Below are 16,043 nucleotides of genomic sequence, written 5' to 3' on the forward strand. Positions count from 1 at the left end.
CGCAATGTGTTGGGGTTATAGCTGCGAGCTATAAGCTGGGATTGCGGAGCCTGTTGCAGCCCTATCGGGGTCAAGTCGGGTCGCCGCACCGCCGCTCCCAAAGGAGATCACACTGCTGGCAGCTGCATGTTCAGGCGCAAGCCCTGCCCGGTGTTCTGCGCCCACAAGCGCCCGCCCTGGCGGACCACGGCATTGCGGGCAATGCTCAGGCCCAGCCCGAAGCCGCCATCGCCGGGGCGCGATCCGTCCAGGCGGGTAAAGGGTGCGAAAATGCGCTCCAGCTCGCTTTCGGCGACGCCACCACCCTGGTCTTCCAGCCAGATCAGCCAGGTATCGCCCTGGCGCCGCCCGTCCAGACGGATCACCCCCGTGGCCGAGGAATGCCGAATGGCATTGCGCAGGATGTTCTCCAAGGCCTGGGCCAGGCTGTTGAGGTTGCCTTGCACCCAGCACGAGGCATCCAGCCCGCAGCGCAGTTGCGCGGCCGGCCAGGCGCTTTCGTAGCAGGCGTCTTCAGCGAGCATTTCCCACAGGGCCTGGACCTGGATCGGCTCTTTGCTCAAGGGCGCCCGCTCAGTGTCGAGCCAGGCCAGTTGCAAGGCATCTTCGACCAGATGCTGCATGCAGTCGATTTCGCGCCCCAGGCGTACGCGTAGCTGATTGGCATCCGCCTCGCTGTCGCAGGCCACGCGCAAGCGGCTCAAGGGCGTGCGCAGCTCGTGGGAAAGGTCGCGCAACAGCTGCTGTTGCAAGGCCACCGTGCCCTGCAGGCGTTCGGCCATGTCATCGAAGGCACGGCCCAGTTCGCCCAACTCGTCCTGGCGGCTGGTGGTGCTGCTGGCGACCCGGGCCGAGAGCTGGTCGGCACGCCAGGCATTGGCCTGCTCGCGCAACTGGATCAGCGGCACAACCAGCATGCGGTAGAGGCCGACGCATAGCAGCAAGGTAAACAGCCCGGGGATGATGCCGTTGGTCACCACCCGCCACAGCACCCGGTACTGCCCCGGCGCCAGGCGCTGCGGCAGCTCCATGACCAAGGTGCCCAAATGTGGCTGTTGCGGGAACGGCAGGCGCATCCACGGCATGCCGATCGCGCGCGGGCTTACTGGCCAGTCGATGCCGCGCAGAAAGGTCAGGCGCCGGCTTTCAGCCTCGTTGAGCGGCGTGCTGCTCAACGACTGCAGGTTCGGGCCGATCACCCCGACCCAGCCGCTTTCCTTTTCACCCACCGCCGCCAGCCAGGCGTCGATACCGGCCTGCCCGCCTTGCAGCCAGGCCTGCTCGGCTTCGCTGGCATAGCCTTGCAGGATGCTTTTGGCCTGTTCGGAAAGGAAGGCGTTCTGGGTGTCCATGTGCCGGCCCCAGGTCCAGCTCAGGCCGATCATCAGCAGGCAAAAGCCCACCAGCAGGATCGCCAGTTTCCAGAACACGGAATGACGATTGGGCACCTCAATGCACCTCGACGCTACTGAGCACGTAGCCCTTGCCCCACACCGTGCGCACCTCGCGCTCCAGGTAGCCGATGGCCTTGAGCTTGCGGCGGATCTGGCTGACGTGCATGTCCAGGCTGCGATCGTGGCGAGCATAGCCGCGCTGCAACACCTGCTGATAAAGGAAGGCCTTGCTCAGCACCTCTTCATCGCTGCGCTGCAGGGTGTCGAGCAGGCGGTACTCGCTGAGGGTCAGCCCCGCCCACTGCTCGCCATAACAAACATCGCTGGCCTCTTCGTCGAAGCGCAGTTCACCGGCCAGCATCGCAGCCGGTTGCTGGTGGCGCCGCTCCAGCGCTACCCGGCGCAGAATCGCTTCGATGCGAACCTGCAGCTCGACCATACTGAAGGGCTTGGGCAGGTAGTCATCGGCGCCACGCTTGAAACCGCTGATGCGGTCGGCCTCGGCGCCAAGCGCCGACATCAGGATCACCGGCGTCGAGCTACTTTTGCGCAACTGCGCCAGTACATCCAGGCCGTTGAGGCCGGGCAGCAGGATATCCATCAGCACCACATCAAAGCGGCTGCTCTGCGCGACCTGCAGGCCCTCCTTGCCATTCTGGCACCAGGTGACCTTGAAGCCGCCGCGTTGCAGCTCTTCGCGCAGGTAGGCACCCAGGACCGGATCGTCCTCGATGGCAAGGATGTTGGAGGTGCTAATAGATACAGGAGTCATTGGCCGATGCTAGCAATTCTCAATCACGCGATTATTCGGCATTCCCCGTGCACAGGCAACCGCAGCTCGACCAAAGCCCCGGTTATCCTTGGCAATCGACAAAAGCAGATACAAATGAGTGCATTACGCGAGTAGGCGCGGTACTTTTCCGACTTGGTCCGTCAGCAGGAGCTGGCGGAGGCTTACAGCGCTTACCGGGCACAGGAGAGTGGCGTGCTGAATAGATTGGGGATCAGAAGCCGCGTGCTGTTGCTCGCCTTGTTGCCAGCCGGCCTGATGGCGCTGGTGCTGGGCGGCTACTTCACCTGGTTGCAGCAGAGCGAGCTGCAGACCCAACTGCTGCAACGCGGCAAGATGATTGCCGAGCAACTGGCCCCGCTGGTGGCGCCGGCCCTGGCGCGGCACGACCCGGCGCAGCTGGAGCGCATTGCCGCCCAGGCCCTGGAGCAGTCCGATGTGCGTGCCGTGGCTTTTCTCGGCCCCGACCGCAACGCCCTGGCCCACGCCGGCCCGAGCATGCTCAACCAGGCACCCACCGGTGGCGGCACGCAGTTGCTGCAGCGCACCGGCAATGACGCCACCCGTTACTTGCTGCCGGTGTTCGGCCGCCACCGCGACCTGGCCGGCGAGCTGATTCCCGGCGAAGCCGATCGCCTGCTCGGCTGGGTGGAAATCGAGCTGTCCCACGACGGCACCCTGCTGCGCGGCTACCGCAGCCTGTTTACCAGCCTGCTGCTGATTTTCCTCGGCCTGGCCGCCACCGCCCTGCTGGCCCTGCGCATGAGCCGCACGATCAACGGCCCGATCGGCCAGATCAAATACGCAGTCACCCAGTTGAAAGACGGCAACCTCGAAGAACGCTTGCCGGCAATGGGCAGTTACGAGCTTGATGAACTGGCTGCGGGGATCAACCGTATGGCCGAAACCCTGCACAACGCCCACGAAGAGCTGCAGCACAGCATCGACCAGGCCACCGAAGACGTGCGCCAGAACCTGGAAACCATCGAGATCCAGAACATCGAGCTGGACATGGCGCGCAAGGAGGCCCTGGAGGCCAGCCGGATCAAGTCCGAGTTCCTCGCCAACATGAGCCATGAAATCCGTACGCCGCTGAACGGCATTCTCGGTTTCACCCATTTACTGCAAAAAAGCGAACTGACCCCGCGCCAGCTCGACTACCTGGGCACCATCGAAAAGTCCGCCGGCAGCCTCTTGGGCATCATCAACGAGATCCTCGATTTCTCCAAGATCGAGGCCGGCAAGCTGGTGCTCGACAGCATTCCGTTCAACCTGCGCGACCTGATCCAGGACACCCTGACCATCCTCGCCCCGGCGGCCCACGCCAAACAGCTGGAGCTGGTCAGCCTGGTGTACCGCGATACACCGCTGTCGCTGGTTGGCGACCCGCTGCGGCTCAAGCAGATCCTTACCAACCTGGTCAGCAACGCCATCAAGTTCACCCGCGAGGGCACCATCGTCGCCCGGGCCATGCTTGAGGACGAGCGCGAAGACAGCGTGCAGTTGCGCATCAGCGTTCAGGACACCGGCATCGGCTTGTCCAGCCAGGATGTGCGGGCACTGTTCCAGGCCTTCAGCCAGGCCGACAACTCGCTGTCGCGCCAACCCGGTGGCACAGGCCTGGGCCTGGTGATTTCCAAGCGCCTGATCGAACAGATGGGCGGTGAGATCGGCGTCGACAGTACGCCCGGCGAAGGCTCGCAGTTCTGGATCAGCCTGAGCCTGCCCAAGGCCCGCGACGACGCCGAAGACCTGCCAACGCAACCGCTGGTGGGCCGCCGCGTAGCAATTGTCGACAGCCACGAACTGGCGCGCCAGGCCCTGGAGCATCAACTGGAAGACTGTGGCCTGAGCGTCAGCCTGTACACCACGGTCGAACAACTGCTGCACGCGGTCGAAGCCGCCAGCCTGGCCGGGCAACCCTTCGAGCTGGCGGTGCTTGGGGTCAACCTCGACAGCCTCTCGCCGGAGCGCCTCGGCCAATACATCCAGCAACTGGAAAACCTCGCCTGCCAGGCCCTGGTGCTGTGCCCGACCACCGAACAGGCGCTGTACCACCCTTACCTGCCCAATGCTCACGGCCAGTTGCAGGCCAAGCCTGCCTGCACGCGCAAATTGCGCCGGGCCCTGGTCGAGATGGTCCAGCCGCGGCGCCCGGGCAGCGAGAGCAAGCCGGTGTCCGACCAGCCGTTGCCGAAGGTGCTGTGCGTCGACGACAACCCGGCCAACCTGCTGCTGGTGCAAACCCTGCTCGAAGACCTGGGTGCCGAAGTGCTGGCGGTCGACAGCGGCTATGCGGCGGTTCAGGCGGTGCAGGACGAGCGCTTCGACCTGGTGCTGATGGACGTGCAGATGCCCGGCATGGACGGGCGCGAATGCACCGAGCAGATCCGCCAGTGGGAAACCAGCCAGAGCGGCCCGGCGCTGCCAATCGTGGCACTGACCGCCCACGCCATGGCCAACGAAAAGCGCGCCCTGCTGCACAGCGGCATGGACGACTACCTGACCAAACCGATCAGCGAGCGCCAACTGGCCCAGGTGGTGCTCAAATGGACCGGCATGGCCCTCGGTGCGCCGCGCCCGGAACGCCCGCTGGAGCGCACGCCGGACAGCAGCGAACTGAAGGTGCTCGACCCCGAGGAAGGCCTGCGCCTGGCTGCCGGCAAGCCGGACCTGGCCGCCGACATGCTGGCGATGCTGCTGGCGTCGCTGGAGTCCGACCGCGAAGCGATTCGTGTCGCCCGCGAGGCAGCCGACCGCAATGGCATGATCGAGCGCGTGCACCGCCTCAATGGCGCCTCGCGCTACTGCGGGGTGCCGCAACTGCGCGCCGCCTGCCAACGCAGTGAAACCTTGCTCAAGCAGGATGACCCACAGGCGCCGCAAGCGCTGGACGAACTGGACCGGGCCATCACCCGGCTGACTGCCCAGGCGCGCATGAGCGCCTGAACCCTGGCTGACCTGGGGCAAGGCCCGATCCTTGCCCCTTGGTTAAACTTTCCGGCAAAGCCTTCAGGAACATCCCATGCGCGTATTGTTTTTCAGCAGCCAGACCTACGACCAGGACAGCTTCACCAGCGCTTCACCGGCGCCGGAGGTTGAGCTGCACTTTCAACCGGCGCGCCTTACCGAAGACACCGCGCCGCTGGCGGCCGGCCACGAAGTGGTCTGCGCCTTCATCAATGACGACCTTGGCGCTGCGGTACTGGAGCGCCTGGCGGCCGCTGGCACGCGCCTGATCGCCCTGCGCTCGGCCGGCTACAACCACGTCGACCTGGCCGCCGCCAAACGCCTGGGCCTGGCCGTGGTACGGGTGCCGGCCTACTCACCACATGCCGTGGCCGAGCATGCGGTGGCGCTGATCCTGGCGCTCAACCGGCGCCTGCACCGGGCCTACAACCGCACCCGCGAAGGCGACTTCACCTTGCACGGCCTGACCGGCTTCGACCTGCACGGCAAGACCGTCGGCGTGGTCGGTACCGGGCAGATCGGCGCGGCCTTTGCGCGGATCATGGCCGGTTTCGGTTGCCAGTTGCTGGCCTACGACCCCTACCCCAACCCCGAACTGCTGGCGCTCGGTGCGCGCTACCTGAGCCTGCCGCAGCTGCTGCGCCAGGCCCAGGTCATCAGCCTGCACTGCCCGCTGACCGACGACACCCGCCACTTGATCAACGCCCAGAGCCTGGCCGACCTGCAACCCGGGGCCATGCTGATCAATACCGGCCGCGGCGCCCTGGTCGACACGCCGGCGCTGATCGAGGCACTGAAAAGCGGCCAGCTCGGCTACCTGGGCCTGGATGTCTATGAAGAGGAAGCCCAGCTGTTCTTCGAAGACCGCTCCGACCTGCCCTTGCAGGACGACGTGCTGGCGCGGCTGCTGACTTTCCCCAATGTCATCGTCACCGCCCACCAGGCCTTCCTCACCCGTGAAGCGCTGGCGGCCATCGCCGCCACCACCCTGGACAACATAAGCCGCTGGGCGGCAGGCAATCCGCAGAACTTGGTCGAGGGTTGATGCTAGGATACGCGGCAGATTTGGAGGACCCATGGTCGAACACGATTTCCGCTACACCCTGTTTAACCCGCAACACACCCTGATCGAGTGCCGCGCCCTGGTGCCAGGTCGCTATCAAGTGACCGGCAACGGCGGCTCGATCCAGAAGAACGACGTTCTGCTGGTGACCCTCAAGGGCAGCAAGGACTTGTCCATGCGCCTGACCGTGGAGTCGGTGCGCCACTTGATCAACCCGACCGGCCAATGGGTCGCGGTAGCCAGCGGCCCGGTGTTCGGCGAACTGGCGATCCACACCTGGGAGGTCAACTGCGACAGCTGCCAGGCCGCCCTGAGCTTCGAATTCGCGGTCGACGCCAAACTGGGTAAAAAAGCCCAGCAACCGGCCGCCAGCGCACGCATCGCCGAGCTTGGCTGGACCAGCCGCGGCGACAAACACCTGTGCCCGAAATGCAAGGAGACGGCCCAGTGAAAACGCTGTTGCTCTCAGCCCTGATCGGCACTGCCCTGCTGGGTTGCGCCGCCGAGCCGATGAAGCTGGAACAGGAACGCAGCTACCTGCTGGAATGGATTGGCGAGCGTCCGCTGATGGACTACAGCCACCTGACCCTGACCCTGGCTGCCGACGGCCGCGCCTATGGCAACGGCGGCTGCAACCACTGGTTCGCGCCGTACCAGCTGGAAGGCGACAAGCTGAGCTTCGGCAAGGTCGGCAGTACCCGCAAGCTGTGTGCGCCGGCGCTGATGGAGCAGGAAAAACGCTTCCTGCAGGCGCTGGAAACCGTGCAGCGCTGGGATATCTCGCCGATCGAGCAAGTGCGCTTCTGGCCCGCCGAGGGCAAGCCGCTGCGTTTCTGGCCTGAGGAGGGTTGACTTAAGCGGCAAGCTACAAGCTTCAAGCCGCAAGTAGGAGCAGACTGTGCACGGTCCTGCTCTATCTTGCAGCTTGAAGCTTGTAGCTTGTAGCTTGAAGCTGCTGTCATGCGCCTTTGAGCGCCTTGATCTTCTGGTTCAGGCCCTCAAGCGTCTGCTCGCCCAGCAACTGCTCACGCACCTTGCCCTTGTCATCGATGATGTAGGTCACCGGCAAGGCTTCGCTGCGCGGCAATTGGTAACGCTCGGCCGGGTCGCTGGCCAGTACGGTGAAGCCGATACCCAGGGCTTCGCTGGCCTTTTTCAGGTCTTCACCCTGCAGGCCGTCGAAGTTCACCCCCACTACCTGCACGCCCTGCCCCTGCCATTGCTTGGCCGCGGCGTTGAGTTCGGGAATTTCGATACGGCACGGGCCGCACCATTCCGCCCAGTAGTTGAGCACCAGCCAGTGCCCTTCAATCTGCTCGGCTTTCACTGCCTGGCCGTGCTGGTCCAGGCCGTAATCTGCACCGCAACCGCCGAGCAACAGGCTCGCGGTGATGGCCAGTGCTGCTGCCAAACGCCTTGTCATGGGTCAATCCTTCTCGAAGATTCAAGCAAAATGCGAAGTCGCTGCGGTTAGAATAGCCGCCACACCCTGCTGGATGCGACCCGAACATGACTGACCTGACCCTCTATCACAATCCGCGCTGCTCCAAATCCCGTGGCGCCCTGGAGCTGCTCGAAGCCCGCGGCCTGGCCCCGACCGTGGTGCGCTACCTGGAAACCCCGCCGACCGCCGGCGAGCTCAAGGCCCTGCTCGGCAAGCTTGGCATCAGTGCCCGCCAGCTGCTGCGCAGCGGTGAAGACGAATACAAGACGCTCAACCTGGCCGATGCCAGCCTCAGCGAGGCGCAGTTGATCGAGGCCATGGTCCAGCACCCGAAGCTGATCGAGCGACCGATCCTGATTGCCGGCGATAAAGCCGCGATCGGCCGGCCACCAGAGAAGGTGCTGGAGATCCTGCCGTGAGCGCGCCGTATATCCTGATCCTGTTCTACAGCCGCCACGGCTCGACCAGCGAGATGGCCCGGCAGATTGCCCGCGGCGTCGAGATGGCCGGCCTTGAAGCACGTATCCGCACGGTACCGGCGATTTCCACCGAGTGCGAAGCCGTCGCCCCGGACATCCCCGACACCGGCGCCCTGTATGCCAGCCTCGACGACCTGCGCCACTGCTCGGGCCTGGCCCTGGGCAGCCCGACGCGCTTTGGCAACATGGCCGCACCGCTCAAGTACTTCATCGACGGCACCAGCAGCCTGTGGCTGAGCGGCGGCCTGGTCGGCAAGCCAGCGGCGGCGTTCACCTCCACCGCCAGCCTGCACGGCGGCCAGGAATCGACCCTGCTGTCGATGCTATTGCCGCTGATGCACCACGGCATGCTGATCATGGGCCTGCCCTACAGCGAGTCGGCACTGCTGGAAACCCGTGGCGGCGGTACGCCCTATGGCGCCAGCCACCATGCCGGCGCCGACGGCAAGCGCGATCTGGATGCCGACGAAATCGCCCTGTGCCGCGCCCTGGGCCAGCGTCTGGCGTCTACCGCCAAACTACTGGAGAACGGCCGTGGCTAAAAAGCCCAAGGTATTGCCGTCGCTCGAATGGCTGGCGCCGCGCCTGCGCCTGACCCGGGCGCTGAGCCTGGCGAGCTTTTTCGGCCTGGTCGCCCTGCTGACCCTGAACAACCTGCTGTTCGCCGACCTTCATGGTGCGCGGGTCGGGGTGATCCTGGCGATCGAGCTGGTGCCGCTGGCCCTGCTGCTGCCGGGCATGCTGCTGGGCAACGCCCGCGCCCATGCCTGGACCTGCTTTGTGGTCAATCTGTACTTCATCAAGGGCGTGCTCGCCGCCTTCGACCCGGCGCGGGCGCTGTTCGGCTGGCTGGAAGTGGCGATCAGCCTGGCGCTGTTCGTCAGTGCCTTGCTGTATGTGCGCTGGCGCTTTCAGTATGAGCGGCGGTTGGCCGGAGAAGGTTCGCACTAGGCGGTGAGTTCATCGCGGGGCAAGTCGGGTCGCCGCATCGCCGCTCCCACAGGGTTTTGCGGGAGTTGGCTTGCCAGCGATGGCGGCACCAGCGATTTCAGTGATTGACGGTGTGCGCCAGCATCACCGACAGCTGACACAGCGACCGCCCGCTCTGCGCATGCCACTGGTTGAAGGCTTCCTGCACCAGGGCCAGGTCGCGCTGGCTGGTCGGCGGCTTGTCGATGATGTCCTGGGCAATCAGCGCCGCGGCCATGTCATTGGTGGGGATGAAGGTGTCCTTGCCGCACATGCGCAAGAAACGCGGCGCCGACAGCCCGCCCAGCTGGTTGCCATGCTTGGCCAGGTACTTCCACAGGCCGACGATGTCGGTCACCGGCCAGTCGGCAATGAACGCGCCAAAGCTGCCGTGCTGCTTCTCGATGTCGAGGATCATCTGCGCATTGCGCGGCACGCTCTTGAGCTTGCCCAGGTGGCGGATGATGCGCGTGTCCTGCATCAGCCGCTCCAGGTGCTCGGCCCCCATCAGCACGACCTTTTGCGGGTCGAAACCGAAGAATACCTGCTCGAAGGCCGGCCACTTGGCGTCCACCAGGCTGTGCTTCAAGCCGGCGCGAAACACCCGCAGGGCCAGGGTCGACAGGTAGCGGTCGGCGCCGATCTCACGCAACTGCTCAGGGCTTTTCGCCTGGGGCAGGTGCGCTTCGAGGGCGGCGGCCGAGCCGAAGCGGTTCAGGCAATACTCATGCAGCCATTGGTAATCGCGCATGGCCGTCAGATGTTCAGCACGTCGACAAAGCGCGGGGTGGCGGTTTCGTCGATCTTCAGGCTGGTGAAGTCGAACAGGTTGCGGTCAGCCAGCTGCGACGGCACCACGTTCTGCAGGCCACGGAAGATGTTCTCGGTACGCCCCGGGGTCTTGCGCTCCCACTCCACCAGCATGTCCTTGACCACCTGGCGCTGCAGGTTTTCCTGGGAGCCGCAGAGGTTGCACGGGATGATCGGGAATTCCTTCATGTCCGAGTAGGCCTGGATGTCCTTCTCGCTGCAGTAGGCCAGCGGGCGGATTACCACGTTGCGCCCGTCGTCGGCACGCAGCTTGGGCGGCATGGCCTTGAGGGTGCCGTTGAAGAACATGTTGAGGAAGAAGGTCTCGACGATGTCGTCGCGGTGATGCCCCAGGGCCATCTTGGTCGCACCGATTTCATCGGCGAAGGTGTACAGGGTGCCGCGACGCAGGCGCGAGCACAGCGAGCAGGTGGTCTTGCCCTCCGGGATCAGTTCCTTGACCACCGAGTAGGTGTCTTTCTCGACGATGTGATACTCGACGCCAAGGGCCTCGAGGTAGGCCGGCAGCACGTGCTCGGGAAAGCCCGGCTGCTTCTGGTCCATGTTCACCGCGACGATGTCGAACTTGATCGGCGCCACTTTCTGCAGGTGCAGCAGAACATCGAGCATGGTGTAGCTGTCTTTGCCGCCGGACAGGCAGACCATGACCTTGTCACCGTCTTCGATCATGTTGAAGTCGGTGATGGCTTCGCCGGCGAGACGACGCAGGCGTTTTTGCAGTTTGTTCTGGTTGACCGAAAGGGTGCCCATAGCGCTTGGAATCCGCGAGGTGTGACAAAAGCCGAGCATTTTACCCTTAAACCGCCAGTGGGCGTAGGCCAATCCGATAAAGACTGCATCGTGCTTAAGCACGGCCCTGACAGCGCGATTTGCTCTAAAAAGCTGGCTTTATGCGGCGAACGCCTTCCTATACTGCGACATAAGGCCACACAAAGGTGACCTCCAACCTCTGGCCCAGACTTGGGGCCGCAAGCGCTCCGCTGGGGGGCGATGGCAACAACGAAAGGAGTGACCGGCATGATCCATCACGTTGTTGGGCTATTTACCCATCCCGATCAGGAATGGAAAGAAATACGCGGTGAAGAAGAAAGCATCAGCCACATGTACCTGACCCACACGCTGATCCTCGCCGCGATCCCGGCGGTTTCGGCGTTTATCGGCACCACCCAGGTCGGCTGGGTCATCGGCGATCGCGCACCGGTCATGCTGACCCAGGAAAGCGCGCTGTGGATGACCATCATGTCCTACCTGGCCATGCTCGGCGGCGTGGCGGTGATGGGCGCGTTCATCCACTGGATGGCCCGCACCTACGATGCCAACCCAAGCCTGGCGCGCTGCATCGCCTTTGCCACCTACACCGCGACGCCCCTGTTCGTCGGCGGCCTGGCGGCGCTGTACCCGCACCTGTGGCTGGGCATGATCGTCGGCACCGCAGCGGTGTGCTACACGGTGTACCTGCTGTATGTCGGCTTGCCGACCTTCATGAACATTCCTTCCGATGAGGGCTTTCTGTTCTCGAGTTCGGTACTGGCGGTAGGGCTGGTGGTGCTGGTCGCCATCATGGCCTTCACCGTGATTGTCTGGGGACTGGGCGTGGGGCCCGTCTACACCAACTGACCTGAATTATTAGAAACAGCAACATAGGTGCACTCACCATCAGGCCGCCGCAAGGCGGCCTGATACTGTGCACTGACAGGTGGCTCGGCAGCGCCGCCGCGGTTGCGGCATAATTGTCGGCCAGGAGTGTTCCCCGATATGCCCGAACTGCTCAAATCCCGCGTCGAAACCTGTTACCAGCAAGCCGAAACCTTTTTCAAACGGCCCTTCCCGCGCCCCGAAGTCAGCTTCAAGCTGCGCGGCCAGAAGGCCGGCGTCGCGCACCTGCACGAGAACCTGCTGCGCTTCAACCTGCAGCTGTACCGCGAAAACAGCGAAGACTTCCTCAAGCAGACCGTACCCCACGAGGTCGCCCACCTGGTGGCCCACCAACTGTTTGGCGAGCGTATTCAGCCCCATGGCGAGGAATGGCAGCTGATCATGCGCGGCGTGTACGAGCTGCCGCCACACCGCTGCCACAACTACGCGGTCAAGCGCCGCACGGTCACCCGCTACATCTACCGCTGCCCGTGCGCTGGCAGCGACTTCCCGTTCTCGGCGCAACGCCACAGCCTGGTGCGCCAGGGGCGGCGCTACCTGTGCCGGCGCTGCCGCCATACCCTGGTGTATAGCGGCGAGACCCGGGTGGAATAAAGCATCGCGGGGCAAGTCCGCTCCCCCCCATCTGCAGGAGCGGGCTTGCCCCGCGATGAAGCCCCCGCACACACAAAAAAGCCCATCCGAAGATGGGCTTTTTGCGCTACGCAGCCTGCCTGTTAGCGAGCAGGGCCTTCAGCCACACCGAGGTCATCCATCGGGCGGGTGTCGGTCAGCGGCGAGCCGCCGGACGCCAACTCGGCGTGCAGCTTGTCTTCGTCCAGTTCCTTGACCCACTTGGCCACGACCACGGTGGCCACAGCGTTGCCGATCAGGTTGGTCAGGGCGCGGGCTTCGGACATGAAGCGGTCGATGCCAAGGATCAGCGCCAGGCCGGCAACCGGCAGGTGGCCAACGGCCGACAGGGTTGCGGCGAGGACGATGAAGCCACTACCGGTAACGCCGGCAGCACCTTTGGAAGCCACCAGCAGCACCAGCAGCAGGGTGATCTGGTGAGTAATGTCCATGGTGGTGTCGGTGGCCTGGGCGATGAACACCGCGGCCATGGTCAGGTAGATCGAGGTGCCGTCGAGGTTGAACGAGTAGCCGGTCGGGATCACCAGGCCAACCACGGATTTCTTCGCGCCCAGACGCTCCATCTTGGTCAGCATGCGTGGCAGCGCCGACTCCGAAGAGGAGGTACCGAGGACGATCATCAGCTCTTCACGGATGTAGCGGATCAGCTTGAGGATGCTGAAACCGTGGGCGCGGGCGATACCGCCGAGCACCACCAGGATGAACAGCACGCAGGTGACGTAGAAGCAGATCATCAGCTGGCCCAGTTGCACCAGCGAACCGACGCCGTACTGGCCGATGGTGAAGGCCATGGCACCGAAGGCACCGACCGGCGCCAGCTTCATGATCATGTTGATGATGTTGAACATGACATGGGCGAAGCGGTCGATCAGGTCCAGCAGCGGCTTGCCGTAGGCACCCAGGCGATGCAGGGCGAAGCCGAAGATCACCGAGAACATCAGCACTTGCAGGATGTCGCCGTTGGCGAAGGCGCCTACCACGGTGTTGGGGATGATGTTGAGCAGGAAGCCGACGGTGGTCTGCTGCGCGCCGGCGGCGGCGTAAGCGGCCACGCTGCTGGCGTTGAGGGTGCTGACATCGATGTGCATGCCGGCGCCAGGCTTGACCACGTTGACCACCACCAGGCCGATGATCAGGGCGATGGTCGAGACAATTTCGAAGTAGAGCAGCGCGTAGCCACCGGTCTTGCCGACCGATTTCATGTTCTGCATGCCGGCGATGCCGCTGACCACGGTACAGAAGATGATCGGGGCGATGACCATTTTGATCAGTTTGACGAACCCGTCACCCAGTGGCTTCAGGGCCACGCCGGTTTCAGGGTAGTAATGGCCCAGCAGGATACCGATGGTGATCGCTACTAACACCTGGATATACAGCGATTTGTACAGTGGCTGACGCGTCGTCATGGCTAATTCCTCAAGGGTACCGGCTCATCCTTCCCAGGATGCGGGGTACCTAAAGCGCGAACCCTCCTGCACTGGAGGGATTTGTTGTGTCGAGCTGCCTGGCAGAACTCTGATGAGTCCATAGCAAGCCCGATGCCAAAATGCGCTTTAACGGTGCAAGCCCCGGTTTTACGGGGCTGCGATGCACAAAGAGGTTGCAGGTCGAGGGGCTGGGGTTGGCGGATTTCCGCACGCCATGCAAAGGTTTGTGACAATGATGGCGGTAATCCGCCTAGGTATTTCGCTCCAGCTCAAAACGGATGCGAAAGGCCGCACCGCCCAGCGGCGAGTCATCGAGGGTCAGGGTGGCGTCGTAGCTTTCGATGATGTCCTTGACCACCGCCAGGCCAATGCCCTGCCCCGGGTTCTGCCGGTCGAGGCGCTCGCCACGCTGGAGGATGCGTTCGCGCTGGTCGGGCGGCACGCCCGGGCCGTCGTCCTCGATGCACAGCACCACCTGTACGGCGGTGGCTTGCAGGCTGATGCGTACCTGGCCCAGGCACAGGCGGTAGGCGTTCTCCAGCAGGTTGCCGAGCAGCTCGAGCAAGGCGCCCTGCTCCATGGGCACCATGGCGTTGGCCGGCACGTCCACGCTGATGTGCACATGTTTGTCGCGGTAGACCTTGGCCAGGGTGCTGCACAGGCTGTCGAGCAATGGTCGCAACTGCACCTGGTGGCGCACCAGGCCGCTCTTGCGCAGGCTGGCGCGCTGCAACTGGTAGTCGATCTGCTGGCTCATGCGCTCGATCTGGCTTTGCAGTACCCGCGCCTGCTCACGGTCTTCGCGGCGCTGGGCCATGCTCTCACTGACGCCCTGGAGCACGGTCAACGGGGTTTTCAGGCTGTGGGCCAGGTCGCCGAGCGAATCCCGATAGCGCCGGCGCTGCTCGCGTTCGCTGCGCAGCAGGCGGTTGAGCGAATCGGTCAGGCGCAGCAACTCCCGCGGGTGCTCACCGCTCAGGCCTTCGCGGGCACCGGATTCGACATCATCAAGCTCGCGGCTCATCTGCCGCAGCGAACGCAGGCCCCAGGTCAGGCCGGCCCAGAGCAGCACCAGCAACGCCAGCAACGCCGCGCCAAAGCCCAGGTAGAGTTTTTCGCGCAGCCCGTCGAGGGTGTGCTGGTATTCACGCACCGGTTGCAGGGCGACGATGCTGAAGGCGGCGGTCTTGCCGCCAAGCAGCTTAACCTCGACGTCGTAGACGAAGAACTCCTCGCCGTTGTCCTGGCGAATCCGCGCAAACTCGTTGCCGCGCCCGTCGTAGCGCGGGGTGTAGTTGATGTTCTCATCCGCCGTGGCCCGTGAGCGCCACACCAGGTTGCCCTGGCGGTCGTAGATGTAGCCGAGCAGGCGGCTGTCGGGCAGGTTGAATTTCTCGTCGGGTAACAGCACCGGCATCTGCAGGTTGCCTTTCTCGATGCGCGCGGCGGAAATCAAGGTAGTGACGTCCGAGGCCAGGCGCTGCTCGATCGATTCCTGTAAGGCCAGGCTGAAGGCCTTCTGCAAGGCCGGCAGCAAGCCGAGCATGAACAGCAGCGCCAGCACCGCAGCCGCCAGCATCAAGCGCAGGCGTAACGAACGGATCATCGGCAACGCTCGGTGAACAGATAACCCAGGCCGCGCACGGTATCGATCGGCTTGAAGCCGTTGCTGCCCTCAAGCTTGCGCCGCAGGCGGCCGACCAGCACCTCTATGACATTCGGGTCGCGCTCGTCATCGTCCGGGTACAGCTGCTCCATCAGGCGGTCCTTGGCCACCACCTGCTGGTGATGCCGCATCAGGTACTCGAGGATGCGGTATTCATAGGCAGTCAGCGCCAGGGGTTGTTCGTCGAGGGTGGCCTGTTTGCGATTGAGGTCGAGCACCAGCGGACCGGCAGCGATGGTCGACTGGGTAAAGCCGCTGGAGCGGCGCAGCAAGGCGTTGAGACGGGCTTCGAGTTCTTCGAACTGAAAGGGTTTGACCACGTAGTCGTCGGCGCCGGCGGCCAGGCCTTCGACCTTGTCCTGCCAGTTGCCACGGGCGGTGAGGATCAGGATCGGGAAACTCTTGCCCTGGGAACGCAATTGGCGGATCAGGTCGAGCCCGCTCATGCCCGGCAGGCCCAGGTCGATCACCGCCAGGTCATGGTTGAACTGCTCGGCCTGGTACAGGGCCTCCTCGGCATCGGCCACCGCTTCGACCACATGCCCGCTTTCCGTCAAGCGGCTGTACAAGTGATGACGCAAGAGTGCCTCATCCTCGACCACCAGCAGTTTCATACGCTCCTCCAGACCCGTGCCGGCCTTCATTGGCCAGTCAATTTTGTAGACGAATGCAGAATAACAGCGAACCGGCCGTGCGCATGCAGGCCGGTTCGGACATCGCC

17 protein-coding genes are annotated in these 16,043 nt (G+C 64.0%); 9 read left to right on the forward strand and 8 right to left on the reverse strand.

Annotation, left to right across the window (positions count from 1 at the left end):
• Positions 1–107: 107 nt before the first annotated feature.
• Both LOY37_RS20590 and LOY37_RS20595 read right to left on the reverse strand, forming a co-directional pair.
• Positions 108–1,448 carry a sensor histidine kinase gene (locus LOY37_RS20590; RefSeq protein WP_249744405.1) on the reverse strand — a complete coding sequence of 447 codons (1,341 nt, stop codon included), beginning with the start codon at positions 1,446–1,448 and terminating at the stop codon, positions 108–110.
• Position 1,449: 1 nt separating this feature from the next.
• The gene (locus LOY37_RS20595) at positions 1,450–2,166 is read right to left on the reverse strand and encodes a response regulator transcription factor (RefSeq protein WP_195884839.1); all 717 of its coding nucleotides are present in this window, start codon (positions 2,164–2,166) and stop codon (positions 1,450–1,452) included.
• A gap of 213 nt (positions 2,167–2,379) precedes the next feature.
• Between LOY37_RS20595 and LOY37_RS20600 the strand changes: the two genes are divergently transcribed.
• From LOY37_RS20600 to LOY37_RS20615, 4 genes are all read left to right on the forward strand, one after another.
• Positions 2,380–5,133: a response regulator gene (locus LOY37_RS20600; RefSeq protein ID WP_045195580.1), complete on the forward strand. Its 2,754-nt coding sequence runs from the start codon at positions 2,380–2,382 to the stop codon at positions 5,131–5,133.
• Between the two features lie 76 nt (positions 5,134–5,209).
• Complete coding sequence (locus LOY37_RS20605) at positions 5,210–6,199, forward strand: 2-hydroxyacid dehydrogenase (protein ID WP_258715619.1); 990 nt, start codon at positions 5,210–5,212, stop codon at positions 6,197–6,199.
• Between the two features lie 31 nt (positions 6,200–6,230).
• A complete protein-coding gene (locus tag LOY37_RS20610; protein WP_258715620.1) occupies positions 6,231–6,668 on the forward strand; it encodes a hypothetical protein in 438 nt (145 codons plus the stop codon).
• The gene (locus tag LOY37_RS20615) at positions 6,665–7,069 is read left to right on the forward strand and encodes an META domain-containing protein (protein ID WP_408980531.1); all 405 of its coding nucleotides are present in this window, start codon (positions 6,665–6,667) and stop codon (positions 7,067–7,069) included. The genes LOY37_RS20610 and LOY37_RS20615 overlap by 4 nt, the downstream gene beginning before the upstream one ends.
• A 106-nt stretch (positions 7,070–7,175) precedes the next feature.
• Here the strand turns inward: LOY37_RS20615 and LOY37_RS20620 are convergent, their stop codons facing one another.
• A complete protein-coding gene (locus LOY37_RS20620; protein WP_093380276.1) occupies positions 7,176–7,640 on the reverse strand; it encodes a TlpA disulfide reductase family protein in 465 nt (154 codons plus the stop codon).
• Positions 7,641–7,726: 86 nt separating this feature from the next.
• On the opposite strand from LOY37_RS20620, the gene arsC reads away from it, so the two are divergent.
• From arsC to LOY37_RS20635, 3 genes are read left to right on the forward strand one after another with little or no spacing between them, the layout of a single operon-like run.
• Entirely contained in the window at positions 7,727–8,080 is a 354-nt protein-coding gene (gene arsC, locus LOY37_RS20625; RefSeq protein ID WP_093380273.1) for an arsenate reductase (glutaredoxin), read from the forward strand.
• Entirely contained in the window at positions 8,077–8,682 is a 606-nt protein-coding gene (gene wrbA, locus LOY37_RS20630; RefSeq protein ID WP_093380271.1) for an NAD(P)H:quinone oxidoreductase, read from the forward strand. The genes arsC and wrbA overlap by 4 nt, the downstream gene beginning before the upstream one ends.
• Positions 8,675–9,091: a DUF2069 domain-containing protein gene (locus LOY37_RS20635; RefSeq protein ID WP_093380269.1), complete on the forward strand. Its 417-nt coding sequence runs from the start codon at positions 8,675–8,677 to the stop codon at positions 9,089–9,091. Before wrbA ends, LOY37_RS20635 begins: the two co-directional genes overlap by 8 nt.
• Positions 9,092–9,188: 97 nt before the next feature.
• Here the strand turns inward: LOY37_RS20635 and LOY37_RS20640 are convergent, their stop codons facing one another.
• Together LOY37_RS20640 and ttcA are read right to left on the reverse strand one after the other, a co-directional pair.
• Positions 9,189–9,860 carry a DNA-3-methyladenine glycosylase I gene (locus LOY37_RS20640; RefSeq protein ID WP_258715621.1) on the reverse strand — a complete coding sequence of 224 codons (672 nt, stop codon included), beginning with the start codon at positions 9,858–9,860 and terminating at the stop codon, positions 9,189–9,191.
• A gap of 5 nt (positions 9,861–9,865) precedes the next feature.
• Positions 9,866–10,690: a tRNA 2-thiocytidine(32) synthetase TtcA gene (gene ttcA / locus LOY37_RS20645; RefSeq protein WP_038993896.1), complete on the reverse strand. Its 825-nt coding sequence runs from the start codon at positions 10,688–10,690 to the stop codon at positions 9,866–9,868.
• 267 nt (positions 10,691–10,957) lie between these two features.
• Between ttcA and LOY37_RS20650 the strand changes: the two genes are divergently transcribed.
• On the forward strand, positions 10,958–11,557 hold the full coding sequence (locus LOY37_RS20650; protein ID WP_093380265.1) for a Yip1 family protein: 600 nt from the start codon (positions 10,958–10,960) through the stop codon (positions 11,555–11,557).
• Positions 11,558–11,695: 138 nt separating this feature from the next.
• On the forward strand, positions 11,696–12,190 hold the full coding sequence (locus tag LOY37_RS20655) for a SprT family zinc-dependent metalloprotease (protein WP_045195598.1): 495 nt from the start codon (positions 11,696–11,698) through the stop codon (positions 12,188–12,190).
• 122 nt (positions 12,191–12,312) lie between these two features.
• Here LOY37_RS20655 and LOY37_RS20660 read toward each other — a convergent pair whose 3' ends face one another.
• The 3 genes from LOY37_RS20660 to LOY37_RS20670 all read right to left on the reverse strand — a co-directional run bounded on the left by LOY37_RS20660 (position 12,313) and on the right by LOY37_RS20670 (position 15,936).
• Positions 12,313–13,635, reverse strand: coding sequence for a dicarboxylate/amino acid:cation symporter (locus LOY37_RS20660; RefSeq protein WP_045195599.1), 1,323 nt, complete (start codon positions 13,633–13,635; stop codon positions 12,313–12,315).
• 271 nt (positions 13,636–13,906) lie between these two features.
• A complete protein-coding gene (locus LOY37_RS20665) occupies positions 13,907–15,262 on the reverse strand; it encodes an ATP-binding protein (protein WP_258607772.1) in 1,356 nt (451 codons plus the stop codon).
• Positions 15,259–15,936 (reverse strand): response regulator, encoded by a 678-nt coding sequence (locus LOY37_RS20670; RefSeq protein WP_045195602.1) that lies wholly within the window; start codon positions 15,934–15,936, stop codon positions 15,259–15,261. Before LOY37_RS20670 ends, LOY37_RS20665 begins: the two co-directional genes overlap by 4 nt.
• Between the last annotated feature and the right edge of the window lie 107 nt (positions 15,937–16,043).

Source organism: Pseudomonas sp. B21-012 (genome assembly GCF_024749305.1).
Taxonomy (GTDB): Bacteria; Pseudomonadota; Gammaproteobacteria; order Pseudomonadales; family Pseudomonadaceae; genus Aquipseudomonas.